General features: G+C 40.2%; 21 protein-coding genes. 10 read left to right on the plus strand and 11 right to left on the minus strand.

The window, feature by feature from the left end:
• Nucleotides 1-150: 150 nt before the first annotated feature.
• From IPU53_RS02595 to IPU53_RS02610, 4 genes are all read right to left on the minus strand, one after another.
• Nucleotides 151-699: a DUF1854 domain-containing protein gene (locus tag IPU53_RS02595; RefSeq protein WP_207447271.1), complete on the minus strand. Its 549-nt coding sequence runs from the start codon at nt 697-699 to the stop codon at nt 151-153.
• Nucleotides 700-2,988 (minus strand): ABC transporter ATP-binding protein, encoded by a 2,289-nt coding sequence (locus IPU53_RS02600; protein WP_207447273.1) that lies wholly within the window; start codon nt 2,986-2,988, stop codon nt 700-702.
• An 88-nt stretch (nt 2,989-3,076) separates the two neighbouring features.
• Nucleotides 3,077-3,934 (minus strand): TolB family protein, encoded by an 858-nt coding sequence (locus tag IPU53_RS02605; RefSeq protein WP_207447275.1) that lies wholly within the window; start codon nt 3,932-3,934, stop codon nt 3,077-3,079.
• Nucleotides 3,935-4,149: 215 nt separating this feature from the next.
• A complete protein-coding gene (locus IPU53_RS02610; RefSeq protein WP_278253228.1) occupies nt 4,150-4,797 on the minus strand; it encodes a peptidylprolyl isomerase in 648 nt (215 codons plus the stop codon).
• Nucleotides 4,798-5,171: 374 nt separating this feature from the next.
• On the opposite strand from IPU53_RS02610, the gene ahpC reads away from it, so the two are divergent.
• The 9 genes from ahpC to IPU53_RS02655 all read left to right on the plus strand — a co-directional run bounded on the left by ahpC (nt 5,172) and on the right by IPU53_RS02655 (nt 15,310).
• On the plus strand, nt 5,172-5,741 hold the full coding sequence (gene ahpC / locus IPU53_RS02615; RefSeq protein ID WP_207447277.1) for an alkyl hydroperoxide reductase subunit C: 570 nt from the start codon (nt 5,172-5,174) through the stop codon (nt 5,739-5,741).
• Between the two features lie 12 nt (nt 5,742-5,753).
• Nucleotides 5,754-7,283 carry an alkyl hydroperoxide reductase subunit F gene (ahpF, locus tag IPU53_RS02620; protein WP_207447279.1) on the plus strand — a complete coding sequence of 510 codons (1,530 nt, stop codon included), beginning with the start codon at nt 5,754-5,756 and terminating at the stop codon, nt 7,281-7,283.
• 344 nt (nt 7,284-7,627) lie between these two features.
• Nucleotides 7,628-8,512, plus strand: coding sequence for a fructose bisphosphate aldolase (locus tag IPU53_RS02625; protein WP_207447511.1), 885 nt, complete (start codon nt 7,628-7,630; stop codon nt 8,510-8,512).
• 181 nt (nt 8,513-8,693) lie between these two features.
• A complete protein-coding gene (locus tag IPU53_RS02630) occupies nt 8,694-10,271 on the plus strand; it encodes an ABC transporter substrate-binding protein (protein ID WP_207447280.1) in 1,578 nt (525 codons plus the stop codon).
• Nucleotides 10,272-10,883: 612 nt separating this feature from the next.
• Nucleotides 10,884-11,834: an ABC transporter permease gene (locus tag IPU53_RS02635; RefSeq protein ID WP_207447289.1), complete on the plus strand. Its 951-nt coding sequence runs from the start codon at nt 10,884-10,886 to the stop codon at nt 11,832-11,834.
• Between the two features lie 14 nt (nt 11,835-11,848).
• On the plus strand, nt 11,849-12,751 hold the full coding sequence (locus tag IPU53_RS02640) for an ABC transporter permease (RefSeq protein WP_207447291.1): 903 nt from the start codon (nt 11,849-11,851) through the stop codon (nt 12,749-12,751).
• Nucleotides 12,752-12,853: 102 nt separating this feature from the next.
• A complete protein-coding gene (locus IPU53_RS02645; RefSeq protein ID WP_207447294.1) occupies nt 12,854-13,873 on the plus strand; it encodes an ABC transporter ATP-binding protein in 1,020 nt (339 codons plus the stop codon).
• Nucleotides 13,854-14,846 carry an ABC transporter ATP-binding protein gene (locus tag IPU53_RS02650; RefSeq protein ID WP_207447296.1) on the plus strand — a complete coding sequence of 331 codons (993 nt, stop codon included), beginning with the start codon at nt 13,854-13,856 and terminating at the stop codon, nt 14,844-14,846. The genes IPU53_RS02645 and IPU53_RS02650 overlap by 20 nt, the downstream gene beginning before the upstream one ends.
• A gap of 59 nt (nt 14,847-14,905) precedes the next feature.
• Nucleotides 14,906-15,310 (plus strand): OsmC family protein, encoded by a 405-nt coding sequence (locus IPU53_RS02655; RefSeq protein WP_207447298.1) that lies wholly within the window; start codon nt 14,906-14,908, stop codon nt 15,308-15,310.
• Nucleotides 15,311-15,351: 41 nt separating this feature from the next.
• Here IPU53_RS02655 and IPU53_RS02660 read toward each other — a convergent pair whose 3' ends face one another.
• Entirely contained in the window at nt 15,352-16,956 is a 1,605-nt protein-coding gene (locus tag IPU53_RS02660; RefSeq protein ID WP_207447300.1) for a malate:quinone oxidoreductase, read from the minus strand.
• Between the two features lie 295 nt (nt 16,957-17,251).
• Here IPU53_RS02660 and IPU53_RS02665 point away from each other — a divergent pair, with 295 nt between their 5' ends.
• Nucleotides 17,252-18,253, plus strand: a complete 1,002-nt coding sequence (locus tag IPU53_RS02665; protein ID WP_207447302.1) for an LLM class flavin-dependent oxidoreductase — start codon at nt 17,252-17,254, stop codon at nt 18,251-18,253.
• Between the two features lie 48 nt (nt 18,254-18,301).
• Here IPU53_RS02665 and IPU53_RS02670 read toward each other — a convergent pair whose 3' ends face one another.
• The 6 genes from IPU53_RS02670 to IPU53_RS02690 all read right to left on the minus strand — a co-directional run bounded on the left by IPU53_RS02670 (nt 18,302) and on the right by IPU53_RS02690 (nt 24,650).
• Complete coding sequence (locus IPU53_RS02670) at nt 18,302-19,465, minus strand: DUF4317 domain-containing protein (protein ID WP_207447304.1); 1,164 nt, start codon at nt 19,463-19,465, stop codon at nt 18,302-18,304.
• A gap of 243 nt (nt 19,466-19,708) precedes the next feature.
• Complete coding sequence (locus IPU53_RS25550) at nt 19,709-19,906, minus strand: phosphotransferase family protein (RefSeq protein ID WP_396019889.1); 198 nt, start codon at nt 19,904-19,906, stop codon at nt 19,709-19,711.
• Complete coding sequence (locus tag IPU53_RS24780; RefSeq protein WP_242698016.1) at nt 19,822-20,508, minus strand: hypothetical protein; 687 nt, start codon at nt 20,506-20,508, stop codon at nt 19,822-19,824. Before IPU53_RS24780 ends, IPU53_RS25550 begins: the two co-directional genes overlap by 85 nt.
• Nucleotides 20,509-20,567: 59 nt before the next feature.
• A complete protein-coding gene (locus IPU53_RS02680) occupies nt 20,568-21,041 on the minus strand; it encodes an NUDIX hydrolase (protein ID WP_207447306.1) in 474 nt (157 codons plus the stop codon).
• 40 nt (nt 21,042-21,081) lie between these two features.
• Nucleotides 21,082-22,914: an ABC transporter ATP-binding protein gene (locus IPU53_RS02685; RefSeq protein WP_207447314.1), complete on the minus strand. Its 1,833-nt coding sequence runs from the start codon at nt 22,912-22,914 to the stop codon at nt 21,082-21,084.
• Nucleotides 22,911-24,650, minus strand: a complete 1,740-nt coding sequence (locus tag IPU53_RS02690) for an ABC transporter ATP-binding protein (RefSeq protein WP_207447316.1) — start codon at nt 24,648-24,650, stop codon at nt 22,911-22,913. The genes IPU53_RS02685 and IPU53_RS02690 overlap by 4 nt, the downstream gene beginning before the upstream one ends.
• Nucleotides 24,651-24,653: the final 3 nt, after the last annotated feature.

Below are 24,653 nucleotides of genomic sequence, written 5' to 3' on the forward strand. Positions count from 1 at the left end.
GCTGAACGGGCGCTTCCGCTTTTCTTTGTCTAGCTGCAGGCGGTAGGGGCTCGAGGTCAAATAACCTTGAACCACTGAAGGGAAACTTCACCCTTCCTTGGTTCAAGAACATTTGCTTGTCGCCCCTAGTCAACCGCCTTCCGCTTTTCTTTACGTCATGCACATTTCGACCATACGGTATTCTTTGTCTGTAAGCGTGGTGATATCTTTTATGATAAAGCGGTTGCCGTCGACATCGGTAACTAATACTTTAGTTGTGGTGACAGCGATGACATTTCCTTTCCCCATTCGGACAGTGAAGTAGCAGTTGCCAGAAGTGGTTTGGGTTTCCCAATAGGAATAGCCGAATTCTTCGGTTATTTTATCTACTTTTGTAATCTCTGGTGCAAAATAACGTAAGTTGATATGATCTTCTAGCAAGCTTATCGTCTCGCTCGGAAATTCATCTAAGGATCTAATAATGCCAATTTCTTCATTCTCATCCGTTCTAACAGAAATAAAAATTCGATTATTTCGATGAGGAAAGGAGCAATATAAATAGGCAGCGGGATATACTTTTTCATCTATATGGACTGTTAACATATGGCCGTCATTTTCCACAAACAGTGCATTATCCTTCGTTAGATAGTTCATTTTGGCTGCTTCTGCTAGCTCTGATTTATTTTCATGACCATCTGTTTCAATATCAAGCTTCTCCATTTAAATCACCTCTTTCATCTTTAAGGCTTCTTCATACTTTTTCACCATGCCCGCATAGATTGCATCGATCTTCATTAAATCTTCATGTGTACCCTCTTCAACAACCTCCCCTTCTTCCATCACGTATAAATAATCCGCATTTCGCAATGTTGATAAACGATGGGCAATGGCAATAGTGGTTCTCCCCTTCGCCAATGACTCTAGGGCTTCTTGAATTTGTAGTTCTGTCTCTGTATCTAATGATGCAGTCGCTTCATCCAATATTAGAATTTGTGGATCATGTAAAATTGCTCTGGCAATCGAGATCCGTTGCTTTTCACCACCAGACAGATTATAGCCGCCTGTGCCGACAACTGTATCATAACCGTCTGGTAAACTTTCAATAAAATCATGAGCATTCGCTACTTTCGCTGCATGAATTATATCCTCAAGGGAACAATCTGGATTCGCATAAGCAATGTTTTCTGCGATCGTTCCGATAAAAACATATACTTCCTGTGAAACAATTCCAATATTTTTTCGCAACGTATCAGCTGCTAGATCCTTTACATTGATCCCATCTATTTTAATTTCTCCTTCATTCACTTCATAGATCCGCGAAATTAAGTTCACCAACGTAGATTTACCTGCTCCTGACGGGCCCACAATGCCAATCATTTGTCCCGATTTTGCCTGTAACGATACATCTCGCAAAATGGGTTTATTGGCTTCATAATGAAAATGAATCTTAGAAATGTCGATATCCCCTTTGAATTCTTCCAAATGGAGAGCATCTTCCTTTTCGGTTATTTCCGGGACAGCATCTTGAATTTCAAAAACCCGCTGTGCCGCTGACATACAGTAAGACCACCAACCCGCAATATCATTCATGAACTGGACTGGACCAAATAACATGTAAATATACGTAATAAAGGTCATGATTTCTCCAAATGTCAACTCTCCTCCGATCACTCGCCACCCACCGAAGGCCCAAATCAAAACACCGCCAATCTGAGTGAGCATATTGATGATAGGAAAAACCGTACTATTCATTTTATTAAATGATTGTTCAGCATTGGAAAAGGAAACATTTGCCCCCTGGAAACGGTCAATCTCCACCTTTTCCTTCCCGAAAGCCTTTACAATTCTTGCTCCGCGCACCGTATCACTAATAATGGAATTCATCGCGCTCGCCTTCCTATGCCTTTTCCAGGACATTCTCCATAATTTCGGAAAAACAGAGCGGATTAATAAAACGACAAATGGCAATGGAACCAAACAAACAAGTGTCAATTTCCAGTCCATCACCAGTAATATGGTGGTGACCCCAATAATATTCATTGCATTGACAACAAAATAAGGAATACCATCAACAAAGAAAAATTGCAGCTCATTCGCATCATCATTTACCCTTGTCATTAATTGGCCTGTTTGTTTTTTCTGAAAAAATGACAAAGACAATCGCTGCATGGAAGTAAATATGTTTGCCTTTAGATCAAAGACAATATCCGCGGCCATGCGAGCATTGATCACACCAAATAAGATTCCAAAAACTAAAGACAACGTTCGAAAGAGGATAATAAGCAAAATTACGAGTGTAATTTTCCCTGCAAATGTGCCGGTTCCTCCCAATGCTTGGTCAAATAAGACAGTACCTTGAAAATAAGGAATCACAAGACCTGTTGCTGAGTTAAGGAGCATAAATAATATAATGAAGAAAATAGACCGTTTATGTGGGACCGTAAATCCCAATAGTCTTGTAAAAATTGCCCCTTTCTTCAGGCATTTAGGGCAGATTTGTCGTCCCTCTTCGGGATATATCATGCCACATGTAGGACAGGATTTTACGCTTTTATCCTCCTCTTCATGCCAATCGATCGGTTCATCATTCTTTAATTTCATAAAAGTTGAGACAAACTTTGTCGCAGCAGCCATATGTCCATTTGTGACAGCTGCAATCGCCCGTTCTTCAGAATCCTTAATAACAATAAGGCCAGAGGCGATCAAGTTTACGATGTGGATCTTTTCAATTTCTTCTATTTTAAATCGATCTGAATCAAATTTTTGCGTTTCATTAGGGACCTCGTTTTTCTGTTTTTTATCGAGTACTCGAAATCCTTTAAAAACCTTTTCCTTTTGCTTTTCATTGGCGTTGGATAATCGATAAAGTGAGTGTTTTGTCAGAAGCAGATAGGTATCGACAAAACCGCCATCTATGCCCCGATCACAAAACACCCAATCTAGGATCTCCTCTTCTCCTATACCGTTTTGCGATAAAAGGGTTTTCAATTCATCAGATAATATATTCATTACTTGTCAATCATACACCTCACACGGAATGGGCTTTTAACGGCTCATTCTCTTCATCAATTTTTCAAGTGAATCTTTACGGAAGACTTTAACTGAGCTCATAACGGACAAATGCCAACTGTTTGCTGTCCGGTGACCAAGAGTTCACATTAATCGTCCCTTGACCTCCAAACAGCTCTACAAGCATACGTGATTCACCACCAGAGCTTGGCATTAGGCGCAGTTCAACATTCTTATTAGGAGGATGATCGTCAGGTGCTACATCCCCTTTCTGATATGCGATATACACAACATGCTTCCCATCAGGAGACACATGAGGAAACCAGTTATGACTTTCCTCAAACGTCATTTGTGTCTGTGAACTTCCATCTACATTCATTCGCCATACTTGCATAAGGCCGGTACGTGTTGAGTTAAACCAAATGTATTGACCATCTGGTGAATATTCTGGTCCATCATCTAGTCCTGGAGTATGTGTCAATTGCTTCTCCACTCCCCCGATTGCTGGAATGGTATATATATTATATTTCCCGTTCCGCTCAGCACAGTAAGCTAATTCCTTTCCATCAGGGGACCAACCGTGTAAATAGGAAGGCCCCATGGGTGTAATCAGTGTCGGATGCCCGCCCTCTCTAGCTAAAGTATAAATACGAGACTGCCGATCTTCATTAGTTTGGTGACTGATCCCCAAATACATTTCATCCGGTGACAAGACATGATCGTTATTGCAAGAAGTAGCAAAACTCGATTTAATGAAAGTGTTTTCATCTGTTTGCATGTCAAAAGAGTACAGCTTTCCGCCCCTGTTATAAATGAGCTTTCCATCCTTGGTCCAATTAGGCGCCTCAATTACTTGATCAAATGTTGCCAAAGTCGTCCGCTCGCCTGTTTCGGTATGGATCGTTTCCAGAAAACTTTTTACATTTCTCCATTTAAGTTCTTCCATTATATTTACCTCCCCCCTTCTTACTATTTTTAAAGATACTCTACATTTATTCTATAAAAGTCCTTTAATTCCTTCGGAAAGTTTAAATATATATTTTCTGTGACCAGGAAAAAGGGCCCTTCTCTAGGTTTTCAAAGGAATTTATTTTCAGTTAAAGACCTAGAAAAGGGCGTTTTTAACTTTTCTGGGCTATATATATGACAATATGAGGATGTTTATTGCACCTTTTCCACCTCTGGATAGGTAGCACCCATTGTGTCAATCGTTACTTTTTTCATCACTTGGTCTGTCAATGGCTTATCTACAGCATCCCGTTCTACATTGACAATTTTGTCAACAATATCCATTCCCTCTGTTACCTTTCCAAATGCAGCATAATCGTTATCAAGGTGGGAAGCATCCTCTGCTATGATGAAAAATTGCGAACCAGCAGAATCAGGTTCTTTGGTCCGAGCCATTGAGATCACGCCACGCTCATGTTTTAGATTATTTTCAACACCATTTGAAGGAAATTCTCCAACAATACTATAGCCAGGACCACCCGAGCCGTTTCCATCAGGGTCGCCCCCTTGAATCATAAAACCAGGAATAACACGATGAAAAATAAGTCCATCATAAAAATGATCTTCTGCAAGAGCAACAAAATTTGCGACCGTATTGGGCGCTATATTAGGCTCCAACTCAATTTTAATTATTCCTCCATCTTCCATTTCAATCGTCACAATGGGATTTTCTTCAACCTGCATTTTCTCACTTTGTGACTTTACTTCTTCAGGCTTTGCCCCGTTTCCACAACCACTTAACAATAGCGCGAAAAGTAGAATGAAAAACAATATCAGTTTTGTTCTTATGTATTTGTTCAATCTTGAACTCCCCCTTCCATACTCTCCTTTCTATCATAACTTTAATTTAATAGAGAGACTACGATCTTTTTTTAATGCATGTGTTTTATTTTACCTATTCATGGAAAACCTACATACTAAGGAAGTTTAAACGATCGAGAATCGCTTTTGTTAATTGAGAATATAGATACTAACTCCAAATTCGTCAGCTTTCATAGCTAGTATAAATTAGCGTAAACAAACTTTTTTTGATCCATAATGATAATTAATAATGAAACTTTTTAATCAATGTATAAGATTTGACAAAAGATAGTTTTCATATGATAATTAATGTTGTATTAGAATTATTATAGTTAGCGACATAAAATATTAAAATATATTAGGAGGAAGAGTATATGTCTTTAATTGGAAAAAAAGTAGAACCATTCACAGCATCAGCCTACAATAGCAGCAACGGTGAGTTTATCGAAGTTAGTGATGAAAACTTAAAAGGGCAATGGAATGTTGTTTGTTTCTACCCAGCAGACTTTTCATTCGTATGCCCAACTGAACTTGAGGACCTGCAAAATCAATATGCAGAGCTAAAAGAGCTTGGAGCTGAAGTCTATTCCGTTTCAACAGATACGCATTTCGTCCATAAAGCATGGCATGACCACTCAGATGCAATCAGTAAAATCGAATATACGATGATTGGTGACCCATCACAAACGATTTCTCGTAACTTCGATGTTTTGGATGAAGAAGCAGGGCTTGCTCAACGTGGTACATTCATTATTGATCCAGACGGTGTTGTACAAGCAGCTGAAATCAATGCAGACGGGATTGGTCGTGATGCAAGCACGCTTATTAGTAAGATTAAAGCAGCTCAATACGTGCGTAATAATCCAGGAGAGGTTTGCCCAGCTAAATGGGAAGAAGGTTCTACAACGCTTAAACCAAGCTTAGATCTAGTAGGTAAAATTTAAGGAGTAGATTGAATGATATTAGATGCGGAGTTAAAAGCACAATTAGAACAATATCTTCAAATGCTTGAAGGCGATGTGTTACTAAAAGTGAGCGCGGGAACGGATCAGGTTTCCCGCGAGATGCTAGAACTAGTTGATGAGTTAGCGACTATGTCTAGTCATATTAAGGTCGAGCACGCTGAGCTTGAGAGAACACCGAGCTTTAGTCTCAACCGTATTGGAGAAGAGACTGGGATCACCTTTGCTGGTGTCCCGCTTGGCCATGAGTTCACTTCACTCGTACTCGCCCTCCTTCAAGTAAGTGGGAGAGCCCCAAAGGTCGATCAAAAAGTCATCGATCAAGTGCAACTGATTCAAGAAACCTATCATTTTGAGACTTACGTTAGCTTAAGCTGTCAAAATTGTCCTGACGTTGTACAGGCATTAAATACAATGAGCGTTCTTAATCCTAGTATTTCCCATACTATGATTGATGGCGCAGCTTACAAAGAAGAAGTGGAAAGCAAAAACATCATGGCTGTCCCTACCGTATACCTGAATGGTGAACCATTTGGTAACGGACGTATGACGCTTGAAGAGATTCTTGCTAAGTTAGGAAGTGCTCCTGACGCATCGGAATTTGCAGATAAAGATCCGTTTGATGTGCTTGTAGTAGGAGGCGGACCTGCGGGTGCAAGTGCAGCTGTCTATGCAGCACGTAAAGGAATCCGTACAGGAATTGTTGCTGAACGCTTTGGCGGTCAGATCTTGGACACTGCTAGTATCGAAAACTTTATTAGCGTGAAGCATACAGAAGGTCCAAAACTTGCAGCGAATCTTGAAGAGCATGTAAAAGAATACAACATTGATATCATGAATTTGCAGCGTGCAAAACGTTTAGAAAAGAAAAATCAAATTGAAATTGAATTAGAAAACGGCGCTGTTCTAAAAAGTAAGACCGTTATCCTTTCAACAGGTGCCCGCTGGCGTAATATTGGCGTACCAGGTGAGGCTGAATTCAAAAACAAGGGTGTCGCATATTGCCCTCACTGTGATGGTCCATTGTTTGAAGGAAAAGATGTAGCTGTTATTGGCGGTGGAAATTCCGGGATTGAGGCTGCTATTGATCTTGCCGGGATTGTGAAACATGTCACAGTGCTTGAATTTTTGCCTGAATTGAAAGCTGACTCTGTCCTTCAAGATCGTCTTAACAGCCTTCCAAATGTCACAGTTTTGAAGAATGTTCAAACAAAGGAAATTACCGGAACAGACAGTGTCAACGGCATTACCTATATTGAACGTGATACAGAGACAGAACATCATATTGAACTATCTGGAGTATTTGTTCAGATTGGTCTCGTACCAAATACGGATTGGCTCGGTGACACCGTTGAGCGTAATAGATTTGGGGAGATCGTTGTGAACCATCGTGGAGAAACTAATGTCCCTGGCGTATTTGCCGCTGGCGACTGTTCCACTGCTCCATTTAAGCAAATTATTATTTCGATGGGATCTGGTGCAACGGCATCGCTAAGTGCCTTCGATTACCTTGTTCGAAATTAATAGATGAAACTTCAAGTAGCGGGGGTTTTACTGCCTGTTAATGTAGATAACTAAAGTAGACAAGCCTGCTGTAAAGGGAATATCCCTTTTACAGCAGGCTTTTTTATCCTTTAAGTAAAAATAAAATCTTAGCTTGTGGAAAACTATCTTATGCCATGTTTGTCATCCAGCTCCAGCGCCCCTTTGTTCTCTCTTATATATTAAAAACTAAAAACTCCTATCAGTGGGACATACTTCCTCCATGCATATGAGTATAACCATTTTCCTCATAGTGCTAGAATGTTATTGAGAAGAGTAACATCTGAGATAAAAGACGACACTATTAGAAAAAAGGAGTGGTCATGATGAACCAAAGTCAGTTTGAGAAAGTCAAAAACGGAAAAGGTTTTATCGCAGCACTAGACCAAAGTGGCGGCAGTACACCTAAGGCGCTAGCCGCTTATGGAATCTCAGAAGATGCCTATTCAACAGAAGATGAAATGTTCGAGTTAGTCCACAAAATGCGGACGCGTATTATCACGTCTCCTGCTTTCAACGCGAAGTATATTTTAGGGGCTATTCTTTTTGAACAAACAATGGATAGCAAAATCGAAGACATGTACACAGCCGATTATTTAGCTGAAAGAAAGGGCATTGTTCCTTTTCTTAAAATAGACAAAGGACTTGATCAAGAGAAGAATGGTGTACAACTGATGAAGCCGAATCCAGGTCTTGGGGAACTACTAAATCGCGCAAATGAACGCCATATTTTCGGTACAAAAATGCGCTCGGTTATTAAAGAAGCGAATAGAGAAGGCATTAAAGCTGTCGTTCGCCAGCAATTCGAAATCGGCAAGCAAATTATCGCAGCAGGACTCGTTCCGATTATCGAACCAGAAGTTGATATTAACAGCCCTGAAAAGGAAAAATGTGAAGACCTATTAAAAGCAGAACTACTAGACCATCTCAACCAATTAGAGGAAAATGAGTATGTAATGTTAAAAATCACCATTCCTACAAAACCAAACTTATATAAAGAATTAATCGATCATCCAAAGGTCGTTCGAGTTGTAGCCCTCTCCGGAGGTTACTCCGCAGACGAAGCAAATGCAAAGCTAAAAGAAAACGTTGGCCTCATCGCCAGCTTCTCTCGTGCCCTCAGTCAAGACCTAAACAACGACCAAACAGATGAAGAATTTAACACTACCCTTGAAAAAGCCGTTCAATCTATTTACGAAGCATCTATCTAAAGCGGCAATAAAGCGGGGACAGTCCCCCAATGTGTTAAAGTATTAACGCAATGGGGGACTGTCCCCCTTGTTGACTTTAATAGAAAGATAGGGTAATATTACTATGTTAATAAAACCAATCAAAAAAGTATGAATTAACATGCTTTTTTTTATGTTATGTTTACGAGGGAGGATTTACTGGATGAAATTTAAACACCTACACTTTCTATGCTACATTATGCTTACAGCTTTACTGGCTGTTGGGTGTAGTAGTAATGCAGACGACTCTAATAAGGGTGGAGAATCTGCAGAAGGTCAGAAAAACTATGCGGATAAAATAGATATTGCCATTACAGCTCAACCACCAACTCTCGATGCAGCGATAACGGTCTCACAAGCGTCATTAGATATTTCACGAAATATCTTTGAAACATTGGTGACGTTAGATGAAAATTATGAGCCTGTTCCAATGCTAGCTGAATCGATTGATACAAGTGATGACGGTAAAACATACACCTTTCATTTAAGAGAGGGAATTAAATTCCACAACGATGATGAAATGACATCTGAAGATGTGGTAGCATCCATGAATCGTTGGTTGGAAAAATCACCGAAGGCAAAAGAACTTTTAAAGGATGCAAAATTCGAAGCAGAAGATACGTACACCGCTGTATTAACTTTACCAAAAAATTACTCTGATGTACTGATCATGATGGCTTCACAAGCTCAATTTCCAGCCATTATGCCAAAAGAAATAATTGATTCTGCTGATGCAGAAGGTGTGAAGGAATATATTGGAACTGGTCCATATAAGTTTGAAGAATGGAAGCAAGATCAATATATCCATGTAACCAAATATGACGATTATCAGGCTGTTGATGAGGAAGCTAGTGGAGTTGCAGGAAAGAAAGAAGCTTTTATCAAAGATGTATACTATCACTTTGTAACTGACCATTCAACGAGAATTGCTGGAATTCAAACAGGCGAATATGATCTCGCTAATAGCATTCCTATTGAAAACTATGAGCAATTACAATCAGCAAATAATATTGAAGTTCAAGATTTTAAAGGTGGAACATTAACACTTTTCTATAACACGAATGAAGGAAGCTTAGCCGATGTAAAAATGCGCCAAGCGATTCAAACTGGATTAGAAATGGATGAAATAATGTTAGGTGCATTTGCGAACGAAGACTTGTATTCTTTAAATCCAGCTTATATGAACCCTGATCAAACACAGTGGGAAACAGAAGCTGGGCAAGATAACTATAATCAAGGCGATGTCGAGAAGGCAAAAGACTTATTGAAAGAAGCTGGTTATGATGGTGAAGAAATTACCTTACTAACAACCAGCGATTATAATGAAATGTACTCAGCAACACTTGTCGTTCAAGAACAGTTACGACAATTAGGAATGAAAGTAAAAGTAGAGAACTTCGACTTTCCAACATTCTTAGAAAAGAAAAATGATCCTTCACAATGGGATATTTTTATTACAAGTAATGGTTATCCTCTCACTCCACCACAATTACTAGCATTAACAAAAGATTGGGCAGGAGTAGATGATTCGAAGATAACAGATTTAGTCTCGAAGATTCGCGAAGCCAAAACAGACGAAGAAGCAAGCCAGCATTGGGATGAACTACAAGGCTACTTATATGAATATCTTCCGTCCACAGTAATTGGTCACTACAATAGCTTGTTAGCAACAACAGATAAACTTGAAGGATTTACAATCTTAGATTATCCAATCATTTGGAATACGAAAATTGCGGAATAAAAGTGAAACTTCAATCAGTAGGAGTTTTTCCATTCCCCACTGATTTGATAAGATCAAATCCTCCATTGTTATGATAACGATGGAGGTTTCCCTGTTTTTTTAAGAAAAGCGCAAGCGCCCGTTTAGCGACATACAAACTTTTTAGGGGCCTGACGAGATAAAGGAAACACAGTGAGCCTGATAAGGCGAGCTGATGTTGACTTATCGTAGGAAGGCACCGAAAGTTTGCTAGTCGCTGGGCGCTGGAGCTGGATCAAGCATTAGCCAAAATTTATACTTTCTTACCTTATAAGAAAAGCGCAAGGCGCCCGCCTATCGGCGACAAGCAAATGTTCTGAACCAAAGAAAGGCGCTTTTTGCCTTTCATTGGTTCAGGCTATTTATGCAGAACATCGGCTAAGTTCGCGCCGTCCTGGCGGCAGACTCAAACGCGACGTCCTGTCGCTTCGTCTGCACTAGTACCTCCTGTACGTCGCAACGCCGACGGACTCGCTCCTGCGAGCCTCGAGCCGATGGCGCCTGGAGCTGGACAGTTCAAAAAATGTCAGTTCTTTTTAAAAGCCAAGCATGATACGATATGAATTATTATGAATCCAAAAAGGAGGGGTCTCCTTGGTAGGCTATATTGTAAAACGGATTTTATCCTTAATACCTGTATTATTTATTGTCTCAATTGCAATCTTTTTAATTGTCCATCTGACACCAGGGGATCCGGCCTCCGTTATCCTAGGAATGGAAGCAACGGAGGAACAGATTGAAGAATTGAATGAACAAATGGGGTTTAACCTCCCAATTTATAATCAGTATTTTACTTGGATAAAAGGGATCTTTCAGGGTGACTTGGGAAGGTCTTATTTCATGGATGAGCCCGTCACACAAGCCATTTTCAGTCATTTGGCTCCAACATTGTCTCTTGCCATATTAGCTGAAATTGTTGCATTGATTTTAGCGATTCCGATCGGTATTTATGCAGCTTATCGTCGTGGATCATTGGCAGATCATTCACTTATGGTGGTCTCTTTATTAGGAATGGCCGTTCCTAGTTTCCTACTTAGTTTATTATTAATGTTGTTTGTCGGTGTAAAATTAAATTGGTTACCAATCGCTGGTTATCAACCGTTAAGCTTAGGAATTTGTGAGCATTTTAGATACTTAATTTTACCGGCGATTTCTTTAGGGGCGATTCAAGCAGCACTTGTCGCAAGAATGACACGCTCTTCTATGCTGGAAGTTTTAAATATGAACTATATTAAAACAGCCCGTTCGAAAGGTGCAAAGGAACGAAAAGTGATTGTAAAACATGCACTTCGTAACGCATTCCTTCCCATCCTGACAGTGATTGGACAATCCTTTGGTACACTTGTAACTGGTGCAGTAGTAGTTGAAACAATTTTTAATATTCCCGGTCTGGGACAGTTAATTATTAACTCAATTGAACGAAGAGATTTCGCTGTCATACAGGGCGTTGTTCTATTTGTTACCTTTATATATGTCATGATCAACTTAATTGTAGACTTATTGTATGGGATTATTGATCCTCGCGTTAGGTTGGAACGAAAATAGAAAGGAGATAGCATATGGCTGCAATTCAAAAGGAAAATGAATTCCAACAAATCAAGTCTAGTCTAAAAAAACAACAACGATCATTGACCGTGAAAAGATTTTTTTCCAATAAATTAATGGTTCTTGGCGCTATCATTTTTATTTTTCTTATTGTATTTGCCTTCATTGGCCCCTTTCTCATGTCCTATGACCCATATGCCATGGTTGTAACAGAGCGATTAAAAGCACCTAGTTCCGCGCATTTATTAGGGACAGATGAATTTGGAAGGGATCTGCTAACAAGGATTGTGTATGGAGCACGGGTTTCTATGGGAATTGGTTTAGCCGTAACACTAATTTCAGCATTCCTTGGTATGGTGATTGGACTGTATGCTAGTTTTTATAATGCATTAGATCATATCTTAATGCGGATTTGCGATGCACTCATGTCCATTCCGGGTATTTTACTTGCGATTGCTTTAATGGCAGCATTAGGGCCATCAGCCACCAACGTCATTATCGCTTTGAGTATCGTTTTCACCCCAAGTATTGCCCGTATCGTTCGTTCTTCCGCGTTAGTCGTCCGTGAGCAAACGTATATCGAGGCCATGAAGGCACAAGGAGCTAGCAACTTGCGCATCATTTGGGGGCATATAGCACCTAATACTATATCACCATTAATTGTCCAGGCTACCTTTGTGTTTGCCGAAGCCATCATTTCAGAGGCAGCTCTTAGTTTCCTTGGTGCTGGGATTCCCGCTCCAGATCCTAGTTGGGGAAATATCCTATATGCAGGGAAATTAGTGATTTTTAAAGCATGGTGGATGGTTGTTTATCCTGGACTTATCATTGTTGTATCCGTATTGGGCCTTAACCTTTTAGGTGATGGCTTACGAGACTTTATAGACCCACATACAGCAGGAAAAAATAAGCGTTAAATAGAAGCTGTGGCAATCCGTGGTACATCCCAAAGAAGTTGCCTGCAGATCTAGAATTTTACAACTATCAATAGTTGACTGAACGATAAAGGAGGGACACAAATGAACAATCAACCACTTCTTGAAGTAAAAGATTTAAAAACTCACTTTAACACTTCACGTGGACGTGTAACAGCTGTCGATGGAATCAGCTTCCAAGTCAATGAAGGAGAGATTCTAGGTGTTGTCGGTGAATCAGGTTGTGGGAAAAGTGTGATGTCCCAGTCGATTATGCGACTTTTTGATGAAAAGAATACAACTGAACATGAAGGGGAAGTTCGGCTTCATGGAAAAAATCTATTAGAATTGTCAAATGCTAAGATGGGGGCGATTCGTGGAAATGAGATCTCGATGATTTTTCAAGACCCCCTTAGCTCTCTTAATCCTGTCTATACAATCGGTGATCAAATAAGAGAAGCAATTTTATTACATCAAAAGGTTTCAAAAAAGGAAGCAACAAAGAAGGCCATTGACATGCTACGTCTGACAGGGATTCCAGCACCTGAAAAACGAGTAAATGATTATCCTCATCAATTATCTGGAGGAATGCAACAACGCGCCATGATTGCGATGGCTCTTGCTTGTCAACCAAAGCTATTAATTGCTGATGAGCCAACGACAGCCCTTGATGTTACCATTCAGGCACAAATTTTAGATTTAATTATTGAGTTAAATAAAACATTACAGATGGGTGTTATGTTCATTACCCATGATCTTGGGGTTGTAGCTGAGATATGCACCCGCGTGATTGTCATGTATCTTGGTCAGGTTGTGGAAGAAACAGATACAAAAAATCTATTCACCAAACCATTACATCCCTATACGAAAAGCCTAATGAAGTCTATTCCAAAGATAGATGGTGATCGGACCCAAAAGCTGCATGTCATTAAAGGATCTGTTCCTTCCTTAGAGAATGTTCCAAAAGGCTGCCGCTTTGCTTCACGCTGTCCGTTTGCCACAGATCTTTGCCGGGAAAAGGCACCTGAACTAGAAGATCATAGTGAAACTCAAAAGGTCAGATGCTGGCATTACAAAGAAATTGCGGAAAGAGAGGAGGATGATTATGTCTCTACAAGCAAATAAACAAGAGCCAATCCTCCAAGTCCAACATCTAAAAAAATATTTTCCTGTTACTGGACAATTCGGTCGATTAGGTGGTATTAAAGGGCAAGTAAAAGCAGTGAACGACGTCTCCTTTGATATATACAATGGCGAAACATTGGGACTTGTCGGGGAATCAGGCTGTGGAAAAAGTACAACTGGTCGTACGATTCTCCGTTTAATGGAACCAACTGCCGGCAAAGTACTCTACCAAAATCAAGATCTTGTGCAAATGTCTAGGCAGGATCTGCGAAGGGCTCGAAAAGATTTACAAATGGTCTTTCAAGACCCTTATTCATCATTAAATCCAAGAAAAAACGTTGGGCAAATCTTAGAAGAGCCCCTTAACATTCATGCCATCGGAGACAAAAAGGAACGAAGAGAGCGGGCATTAGAGATGTTAAACAAGGTCGGCTTAGGGGCTGATTACTATTATCGATATCCCCATGAATTTTCTGGTGGACAAAGACAACGGCTTGGTTTGGCAAGAGCGCTCATCTTGAATCCAAAAGTGATCATTTGTGATGAACCGGTATCAGCCTTGGATGTGTCCATTCAGTCTCAAGTCCTTAATCTCTTAGAAGAGCTTCAAGATGAATTTGATTTGACTTATTTATTCATTACTCATGATATTAGTGTCGTACGACATATCTCTGATCGAATTGGTGTAATGTATTTGGGGAAAATCGTCGAAGAAGCCTCTACAGACCAGTTATTTGCAGAACCGCTTCATCCATATACAAAAGCTCTATTTTCGGCCGTCCCTCGACCAAATATGGATGAAGATAAACGAGAACGCATTGTTTTGAAGGGAGATATCCCATCACCTCTAAATCCACCATCAGGCTGTATGTTCCATACAAGATGTCCTTTCGCAACAGAAGTATGTAAGAATGTTGTGCCTGAACGCAAAGAAATAGTAAGTGGACATTACGTTTCATGCCATTTGTATTAAAGGTGGATAAGTTTTTTATACCTTTCGGACTATCCGTATCTTATAAGGAGGAATAATATATGGCCATCGTACAAAGAAAAAATGGCACTTTTGGTATTTATAATGAAGCAGGTTATCAAGTAGAAGCCAGCTTTACAGCAGGTTCAACTGGCTTAAACCCGAAGGAATTACTAGAATCCTCTCTAGGACTATGTACAACAATTGTCATTCAAAGAATGCTAGAACGGGATGGAATAGAACTAGACGAAAATGATCCATTCTCCGTTGAAGTCAAAACCATAAAAGCGGCTGATCGCCCATCACGCTTCGAAGAATGTATCGTTCAAGTATCACTTCCAGACCACCTCCCTGAGGCCTATAAAAATAAACTAATCAAATCCGCTGAAAAAGCATGTACAATTGGGAATACATTGAAACAAGGATTAAAGATTACCCAATCTGGGGACTGTCCCCTACCGAGTTAACGCGTTAATACACCAGGGGACAGTCCCCCTGGTGTATTTTTTTAAGCCTTCTCTAATACTCTCGTTTCTCCAGTTTCAGGATGATCTGGATTTGTTGAGCCTTCACTTAGGCCTAGGACCTGTGCTGTGGAAGCGTGAATTTTTTGGAAAAGCTCTGGGTTTTCTACCAATGATATACCATACGATGGAATCATTTGCTTTATTTTCGGTTCCCACTCTTTTAGTTGGTCCGGAAAACATCTGTTTATGATATCAAGCATAACGTGAACAGCTGTCGAAGCCCCTGGAGATGCACCAAGCAATGCTGCAATTGAGCCATCTGCAGCACTTACTACTTCAGTGCCAAATTGTAATGTCCCTTTTCCTCCAGTAACCGTGTCTTTAATCACTTGCACACGCTGACCAGCGACAACTAGATCCCAATCCTCACTCTTGGCGTTTGGAATAAACGCTCGTAATTCTTCCATACGTTGTTCCTTCGATAACATCAGTTGTTGAATCAAATATTTTGTCAAGGATAGCTCTTTAGCTCCTGCCGCCAACATCGTTAAAACATTGTGCGGCTTCACCGAGGTAATTAAATCAAATACCGATCCTGTTTTAAGAAACTTTGGTGAAAAGCCAGCGAACGGTCCAAATAATAACGATTTTTTATTATCAATATACCTTGTGTCCAGATGTGGAACTGACATAGGTGGAGCTCCAACCGAGGCTTTTCCATATACCTTTGCATGATGTTGCTCAGCAATCTCAGGTTTATTACACACCATGAACAACCCACTTACTGGGAAGCCACCAATATGCTTTCCTTCAGGAATACCAGATTTTTGCAGTAAATGTAGACTGCCGCCTCCACCGCCAATAAAGACGAATTTTGCTATATGACGTTCAACCGTGCCACTGTCAAGATTTTTCACTTTCAATTCCCAGCATCCATCATCCATACGTTTGATGTTATCTACACTATGTTTGTAATGGATCTCGACCTCTTGGTTTTGTAAATGATCAAACAACATACGTGTTAGAGAGCCAAAATTAACATCTGTTCCAGAATCAATCTTTGTCGCTGCTATAGGCTCATCCAAAGTGCGATCCTTCAACATAAGGGGTGCCCATTCGGCTAGTTTTTCCGGATCATCGGAAAACTCCATTCCTTCGAATAAAGGATTGTTGGAAAGGGCTTCAAAACGTTTTTTCAGAAACTTTACATTTTCTTCTCCATATACATAACTCATATGGGGCAATGGCATGATAAAGTCTTGCGGATGGCGAATTAGATTACGATTAACCAAATAAGACCAAAACTGTCTCGATAGTTGGAATTGTTCGTTCACTTTAATCGCTTTACTAATATCGAGTGAACCATCCGGTTTTTCAACGGTATAATTAAGTTCACACAGTGCAGAATGTCCTGTACCTGCATTATTCCATTCGTTAGAACTTTCTTCCCCTGGCTTCGTAAGCTTCTCAAAAACCTTAATCTCCCAGTCTGGTGCTAATTCCTTCAAAAGAGTTCCTAAAGTTGCACTCATAACTCCGGCACCGATTAGGATAACGTCCGTTTTCGTTTGTCTGTTACTCATTTTTACCATATCCTTATACCTTGAGATTTGCAGAAAAGATGTAAGCGCGTCCCAGCAAACCATGACACAATCTAGGGACTTACCTTTCCTGTATCAATATTCATTTGATTATAGTATGTCTAAATCTTTTATAGATTAAAATATTCATATAGAAGATTATAACATAGTTGGATCCTTTATGAGTACATCCTCATGCAAAAGCCCTTGGAACTTTTTACTACAAGTTGGTTTGGTAGAGGCTACATTGCCGAAGTTTTCTTCGGGGCACAAAGCATTTCAATGTGTTTTTCCATGTATTCCTGTTATGATAGTTGGGATAAGGGCCAAGCCCAACTTTAACAGGAAAGGAAAATGGACAATGTCAAATATACAAATTCCAATTTCTGTTTTAAACCTTGTGCCAATCAGACAAGGCCAAGAGTCGAAGGAAGCAATTGATTCCATGGTGGATTTAGCACAAGCTACGGAGAAAATGGGGTATACACGTTATTGGATTGCAGAGCATCATAATACTGCGACACTAGTGAGTTCTGCAACATCGATTTTAATCAAACATACATTAGAACATACGGAGAAAATTCGTGTTGGGTCTGGCGGTGTTATGCTGCCAAATCATGCGCCACTAGTTGTGGCGGAACAATTTGGGACAATGGGCACCATCTATCCCGGACGTTTGGATTTAGGGCTTGGACGTGCGCCGGGAACAGACATGGTTACAGCAAATGCATTAAGACGCTCAAAAAGCGATACCGTCTACACGTTCCCTGAGGATGTCAAATCATTACTCACTTATTTTGGGCCAGAGGAAGAGCAAGGGTCGGTAAAAGCCTATCCTGGCGTCGGGACGAATATTCCAATATACATTCTTGGCTCTTCCCCAGATTCTGCTCATTTAGCAGCAAGATTAGGATTGCCTTATGTATTTGCCTCTCACTTTGCACCAAGGTGGATGGCAGATGCAATCGACATTTACCGGAGTGAATTTCAGCCTTCCGAGTATCTTGATCAGCCCTATATGACGGTATGTCTCAATGTGATCGCTGCGGAAACAGACGAAGAAGCAGAACGAGAATCCACCACCATGCAACAATTTTTCCTAAATGTTGTGAGGGGCACCTCTATAAAACTAACCCCTCCCGTCGAGAACATGGATGCACTGTGGAATGAGCAAGAAAAAGCAATTGCATCGAACATGAGTAGCTTCACTTTCATGGGAAGCAAAACAAGAATTCGAGCACAAATAAAACAATTTCAAGATCAATACCATGTTGATGAAATAATGGCCATATCCTATATTTTTGATCCAGAAAAACAAAAACGCTCCTATGAAATTTTGAAAGAAGTTGTGGATGAAGGATAAAGACTGGGGCCTGTCCCCCAACGCTTTAACGCGCTGGGGGACAGGCCCTCAATAACTCAAGGATGCTTCTGGTATAATTTTAAAGCCGTCGACCATCGTATCTTCATCCACTTCAATTAATAAGCAACGTTTGCCATTATGATTCACTTGTTTTACATATTTTATATCCTGAGGGCTGATGGCAATATTGGCTACTTTTGTTTGGATTTTAATAGATTTAGACGTGTAGTTCGGAACAATGCTACTTGCTTTCACCTCGTATTTCTCGTCATCGATCACTTTTTGAAAAGCCATTTCCACCTTATCTGTATCGACGTCTTCTACTCCGCTCACCTTCAAAACACGTTCCACATCTTTATAATCCAACTTAGGTGCTTCATCCTCTTCGTCTTCATTAATGATCCGATTAATTTCCTCATATACATTGGAGAGTGTACTCGTATCGACTTCTTCACCGACGACTTCCTTCACAATTTCCTCAAAAACTGCCTTGTCATCCTCTGCTGTCATGATCTCTTCCCCATTTAGGACATTTTCAATAAAATGATAATCAAGTTTCTTCCCAGCTGAATACAGGATGTGGTTAACATCTGCCGAGTTTTCAGTAAAGCTCGGAAATAAAAACCCAGCGACTGGGGATTTCAAGTTAATGATGGAGTCCACAGCAACACTAGCCTTAAACTCTTTTTCAATATAATCAAAAACAAGAGATTTTTTTGGTTGATCCGTTTGATTCATACTGCAAAGAATAAAAGGATGTAAATAAACCTCATCACGATCGCTGATTTCCGCCTCGTCATTACTTTTCTTCGTTGGTTTATAATACTCCCCGCGAATAAAGGTTACGACCATGTCCTTTTCATACTCAACATCCTTAAACATCTTGGACACGATCTTAAGCATTTGTTCTTCCCATTCCTCGCCATCTATATCAAGTGCCTCGTAAAGAATTACCTGAGTATGATCTTCTGCTTGCTCTTGGAACCTCACCTCAAACAACTTTTGATCCATCTTCCCCGTCAGCACCTTCTTAAAATTCGCCATAAACAACTCCTGCTGCTCCCGCTCCAACATCGGAAACGGCTGACTCTCCTGATGATAAATCTCACTACTCTCTTTCCTTATGTAAACATTAAAAATATCCTGCACTTTTAACAAATCATTATCCAACTTAAATTGCTTCCGTATATTGCCAATATCATTCTTATTCACCTAATGTTCCTCCTTTATTTTTGGGGACTGTCCCCCGTCACGTTAATGCTTTAACACATTGGGGGCCTGTCCCCATCGTGTCCCCATCGTCTAACCGATTTAAACAATGGTGTAAAATCATTTCTATATCATTCAAATTCTGCTTTTCGTTTTTGTTTCTATATATAATATTCATTAACCAATTTGTTAGGTTACGAAGATGGTGTCTGTATGTATACATCCTTAGTAAATCAGGATCTAGCTCTACTGGTGTGGGGATATTTTTTTGATAGGAAGAGAATAGAATCTCAAATCTCTCACCATATAATTAAATAAATCGTACTCCCGGGGGGCCAATATGGCTGATTCCCAATCGATCACATGGATATCTGTTCCTTTTTGAATAAGATTTCCTCCCCATAAGTCTCCATGGCAAAAAACGAATTGATGCTCTGTAAATATTTTGGTCGCAGCTGATGGAGTTTTGTCAGAAGAGAAAATATATACTCCTTCTTTCTTACGACGATTTCAAGGTCGTTATAGGGTAAGTTCTCTTCTAGCACATCGATACATGCCCTAAGGTTCATTTCAAACGATAAATCAAAGTTATCTTTTAAAAGCGGAGAGTGTTCAATGTTTGTTTGATGGATTGTAGCCATTATTTTACCAACATTATATAAAATTGTATTTGAGAGAGGATATGCATCTGCTAATATCTTTCCCTCAATATAATGAAAGAGTATAACAGAAAAATCCGCAAATGCCGTTTTATAATCATGATGAATATTCTCTATTGGCAATGAAATATTTGTTAGCGCACCTTGAGAATAAATTCGCCATAACAGTGGCAAAACACGGTATAAATTACTTAAACTATCCACCTGTCGATCATTCTCATGGTCGAAAAGCTTGAGATAATAGTGATGATCATTGCGACAAGTCACTTTGTACGAATAAGCAGAATCACCCATAGGAATAAAGTGAATATTCACAGCCGACAAATGATATTCCGTCTTTAAAAGATCTATCAGTATGGTATCTTGTAAAGGATATTTGACCTTCATTGCTAATTCTCCTAAAGTAGATTCAAGTGAAAGGGCCTGACCCCCACCACGTTAATACTTTAACACATGAGGGGACTGGCCCCAAAGCTTACCATAACTCCATCTTTATAAATAAATCTATACTCCCGCTCCATTTGTCCATCTAGAATTTTAGGTAGATAGATTGGAATATTGTCTACCACACCCCGGTTGTTGGGATGTAAGATCCAATCAATCTCTTTCCATTCAAGAATGCCCTCATCAGTGCTAAGCGGTGTTTGGATCTCTTCTGTTGCAGGGAAGTCGGCCAGAAACAGGTACATTCCCGAGTTTCCCTTATCACTTTCCCATGTCACATTTCCCGCATGTATGACTTTTGAAAGGGAAATACCCGTTTCTTCCCAAGCTTCCCTCAATATTCCTTCAGTAGGGTTCTCATTTTTCTCTATTTTTCCACCAACTCCATTCCACAAACCCATATTTGGACTTTTCCTTCTGTTCAGCATTAACAGATTATCTCCCTTTCTTATAAAACAAAGCGTATATTTTAGCATTATTATTCTCCTTACACTATAGGGACTGTCCCCCACCACGTTAATGCTTTAGCACGCGGGGGGACTGGCCCCGATTAAATTGGCTTTCATACATTCGATGGTAGAATCCGTTGTTTTTTAGGAGTTCTTGGTGTGAGCCGGATTCGATGATTGCGCCTTGGTGGATGACGAAGATACGGTCGGCGTTTTCAATTGTTTTTAGGCGATGGGCGATGACAAAGCTTGTTCGTCCTTCGGTTAGGCGGTTGATGCCTTTTTGAATTTCAATTTCTGTATTGGTGTCGATGCTGGATGTGGCTTCGTCTAATATTAGGATATCAGAGTCGGCTAAGATCGCTCTTGCAATTGCAAGTAACTGACGTTGCCCCTGACTTAAATTAGAACCACCAGAGGTAATCTGTGTATGATAGCTTTCAGGCAAATGTTTAATATAGTGATGGGCTGAGGCCATTTTGGCTGCCGAAATGACATCTTCATCCGTGGCTTCCAAACGTCCATACCGAATGTTTTCCATAATCGTTCCCGAAAAAAGGAAAGTGTCTTGCAGCACAATTCCGATTCTCCTTCGCAATCCACTTAATTGATAATCGCGAATGTCTCGACCATCTATTCGCAACTGTCCACCTGTCACATCATAAAATCGCATTAATAGATTGATAATTGTCGTCTTTCCAGAACCTGTCGGACCAACAAGAGCAATTTTCTCTCCTGCCTTCACTTGAAAATCAATGTCTTTTAAAATCGGCTGCCCTTCATCATACCCAAAGTGAACATGGGAAAACTCCACATCTCCTCTAAATGAATCTACGACAATCGCTTCTTGCTTATCTACTAAATCTGGTGTCTCATCCATCACCTCAAACACCCGCTCTGCGCCTGCAATCGCCGACTGGAAGGTGTTCAATAGATTCGACAACTGGTTAATTGGTCGAAAGAATTGGCGAGAGTATGTCACAAAAGCCGCAATGATTCCGACCGTAGCCAACTCATTCACTGTCATGACCGCACCAATCGCGATCACAAATCCAAGTCCTAAATTGTTAATAAAATTATTGACAGGACCGAGAAAGCCAGAAACCGTATCAGCCGCCATGGCGGAATGACGCAGACGTTCATTGACTTCTGAAAATTGTTGATCGATTTTTTCTTCCTTGCCAAAAAGCGTAATCACTTGATTGCCAGAAATCGATTCTTCGATAAAACCATTTAATTCACCTAAATCTGTTTGTCTTTTGATAAAATAACTACTACTGTACGAGATCAATTTCTTCGTAGTAAAGATCATTAACGGAATGACGAGAAGCGTGACAATCGCAAGTACCCTGTTCAAGGAAAACATCGCGATCCCTACGCCTATTACCATTAAAACAGAGGAAAAAATTTGGATCACACTTTGACTTAACGCATTATTCAATTGATCGATATCATTCGTGACCCTACTCATCAAATCACCATGCTGCCGCTTATCAAAAAAACCTAGCGACAATGTTTGAAACTTATTAAACAAATCTTGGCGCATTTTTCGAATCGTTTCCAACGAAACACGTACCATCATAAAATTTTGCAACCACGTAAACACGGTTGTCGCAAAATAAACGAGCGCAAGTATGGCTAATAATCGTAATGTGCCACTGATATCTTTTGGTATGATATAGTCATCAACGATCACACCAATCATATACGGGGCAAGTAGTCCTAGTAAGGTAGTGACAATCACGAAAATGATCGATGCGATTAATGCCACTTTTTGCCTCTCCATATAACGCCAAATTCGTTTAATCGTTCCAACTGGATCCTTTGCCTTAACAACTGGTCCACTAAATCCCCGTGGTCCACGCGCACGTCCCATCATATTAGGAGCTGGTTTGCTCATCCAGACTTGACCTCCTTCCCACTTTGAGAGTAATAAATATTACGATACACATCACTTTTTAATAATAACTCGTCATGTGTCCCATTTGCTTCAATGGTGCCATCTTCCATGACAAGAATTTGATCTGCATCAATAATGGAGGAAATTTTAGATGCGATGATCAATACCGTTGTAGCAGAAAAATTCCTCCCTAGTGCCTCTTGTACGGCAAATTCTGATAACGCATCAATGGCAGATGTCGAATCATCAAGAACCACCATCTTCGGGTCCCGAATAAACGCACGAGCCATCGATAACCGTTGTTTTTGCCCGCCTGATAAATTGGTTGCACCTTGCATCAACAAGTGTTCATATTTTCCATCCAATCGATCAATAAATTCACTGGCGGCCGCCGATTGTGCTGCAACATCCATGTCTTCCTCTGTTACATCCTCTTTTCCAAACTGGAAATTTTCCTTAATCGTACCAGAAAATAGCATCGCCTTTTGTGGAACAAACCCAATGGCTGAACGAAGTGTTTCTAGCGGCAGATCCTTCACATTGATCCCATCGATTAGAATCTCCCCTGAATCAGGATCATATAGACGAGGAATGAGCTTAACAAGGGTCGACTTTCCACTCCCGGTTGCTCCAATAATCCCAATGGTTTCTCCAGCCTTTGCAGTAAACGAAATATTTTTCAGCACATACTCGCCATTTTTACTATAGCTAAAGAAGACGTCTCGGAATTCTATATCTCCCTCGATCATATGCCCGGCAACTGAATGAGCACTTTCAGTAATATCAATTTCTGTATCCAACACCTGAACAATTCGCTCTGCAGAAGGAAAAGAACGAGCAATTTGCATTAACACATGACTGCTGCTCATTAATCCGTTCATCATAATGTTTAAGTAATTAATAAAGGCCAAAATGACTCCCACTTGAAGAATCCCTTCATTCATTTTGATCACACCGAGCCAAAGTCCGGCAATGATGCCCATATTCACAACCAACATCATCATCGGCATTAATGTGAGGATAAGCTGCTCTGCTGTCATATTGCGCTTTGTCAGCAAATCATTCACCGTCTTAAAACGGCCCTTCTCATACTCATGTCGATCAAAGGCTTTAATCACTCGAATACCGGCTAACATCTCCTGAAGCTTTGTGTTCACTTGGTCCATCGCTTTTTGCACCTTAGTAAAAAGTTTTCCAGATTTCACGGAGAAAAAATAAATAAGGGCAACCAGAATCGGAATGGAGACAAGTAAAATTGGAAAAAGTTCACGTGCTGTGAACCAAACAATGACAATGGAACCGATAAAAAGCAAAGGACCTCTGACAAAAATACGCAATGTCATAATTACCGCTTGTTGCATGGTAGAGATATCATTCGTTAAAATCGTCATTAATTTCCCTGTCCCAAACGCATCCGTATTTTGATTTGAAAACCGCTCAGTCTTTTTAAACACCGCTCGGCGGATGTCAGTTGAAAAATGAACAGCTGCTTTCGCGGCATAAACGGAACTCCCAGCTCCCCCGATTAAACCAATAAAGGCACTTACTAACGTAATAAGTCCCAGCTTAATAACATAGCCATTATCTTGATTGGCAATCCCGACATCAATCATCTTCTGCATAAATGTCGGCTGTAAAAGATCCATCGCCACTTCCATACACATAAGTAGCGGTCCTAAAATAGCAAAAACGGTATATGGTTTTATAAATTTTAGTAACTTTTTGATTTCTTTCATAAA

This window comes from Bacillus sp. SD088 (genome assembly GCF_017355205.1).
GTDB lineage: Bacteria > Bacillota > Bacilli > Bacillales > Bacillaceae_C > Lederbergia.

Excerpts from the sequence above, each read along its gene's own strand:
- IPU53_RS02595 (WP_207447271.1), bottom strand. The coding sequence starts at position 699 with ATGGAGAAGCTTGATATTGAAACAGATGGTCATGAAAATAAATCAGAG.
- IPU53_RS02600 (WP_207447273.1), bottom strand. The coding sequence starts at position 2,988 with ATGAATATATTATCTGATGAATTGAAAACCCTTTTATCGCAAAACGGT.
- IPU53_RS02605 (WP_207447275.1), bottom strand. The coding sequence starts at position 3,934 with ATGGAAGAACTTAAATGGAGAAATGTAAAAAGTTTTCTGGAAACGATC.
- ahpC (WP_207447277.1), top strand. The coding sequence starts at position 5,172 with ATGTCTTTAATTGGAAAAAAAGTAGAACCATTCACAGCATCAGCCTAC.
- ahpF (WP_207447279.1), top strand. The coding sequence starts at position 5,754 with ATGATATTAGATGCGGAGTTAAAAGCACAATTAGAACAATATCTTCAA.
- IPU53_RS02625 (WP_207447511.1), top strand. The coding sequence starts at position 7,628 with ATGAACCAAAGTCAGTTTGAGAAAGTCAAAAACGGAAAAGGTTTTATC.
- IPU53_RS02630 (WP_207447280.1), top strand. The coding sequence starts at position 8,694 with ATGAAATTTAAACACCTACACTTTCTATGCTACATTATGCTTACAGCT.
- IPU53_RS02640 (WP_207447291.1), top strand. The coding sequence starts at position 11,849 with ATGGCTGCAATTCAAAAGGAAAATGAATTCCAACAAATCAAGTCTAGT.
- IPU53_RS02645 (WP_207447294.1), top strand. The coding sequence starts at position 12,854 with ATGAACAATCAACCACTTCTTGAAGTAAAAGATTTAAAAACTCACTTT.
- IPU53_RS02650 (WP_207447296.1), top strand. The coding sequence starts at position 13,854 with ATGTCTCTACAAGCAAATAAACAAGAGCCAATCCTCCAAGTCCAACAT.
- IPU53_RS02655 (WP_207447298.1), top strand. The coding sequence starts at position 14,906 with ATGGCCATCGTACAAAGAAAAAATGGCACTTTTGGTATTTATAATGAA.
- IPU53_RS02660 (WP_207447300.1), bottom strand. The coding sequence starts at position 16,956 with ATGGTTTGCTGGGACGCGCTTACATCTTTTCTGCAAATCTCAAGGTAT.
- IPU53_RS02665 (WP_207447302.1), top strand. The coding sequence starts at position 17,252 with ATGTCAAATATACAAATTCCAATTTCTGTTTTAAACCTTGTGCCAATC.
- IPU53_RS24780 (WP_242698016.1), bottom strand. The coding sequence starts at position 20,508 with ATGAAGGTCAAATATCCTTTACAAGATACCATACTGATAGATCTTTTA.
- IPU53_RS02680 (WP_207447306.1), bottom strand. The coding sequence starts at position 21,041 with ATGCTAAAATATACGCTTTGTTTTATAAGAAAGGGAGATAATCTGTTA.
- IPU53_RS02685 (WP_207447314.1), bottom strand. The coding sequence starts at position 22,914 with ATGAGCAAACCAGCTCCTAATATGATGGGACGTGCGCGTGGACCACGG.
- IPU53_RS02690 (WP_207447316.1), bottom strand. The coding sequence starts at position 24,650 with ATGAAAGAAATCAAAAAGTTACTAAAATTTATAAAACCATATACCGTT.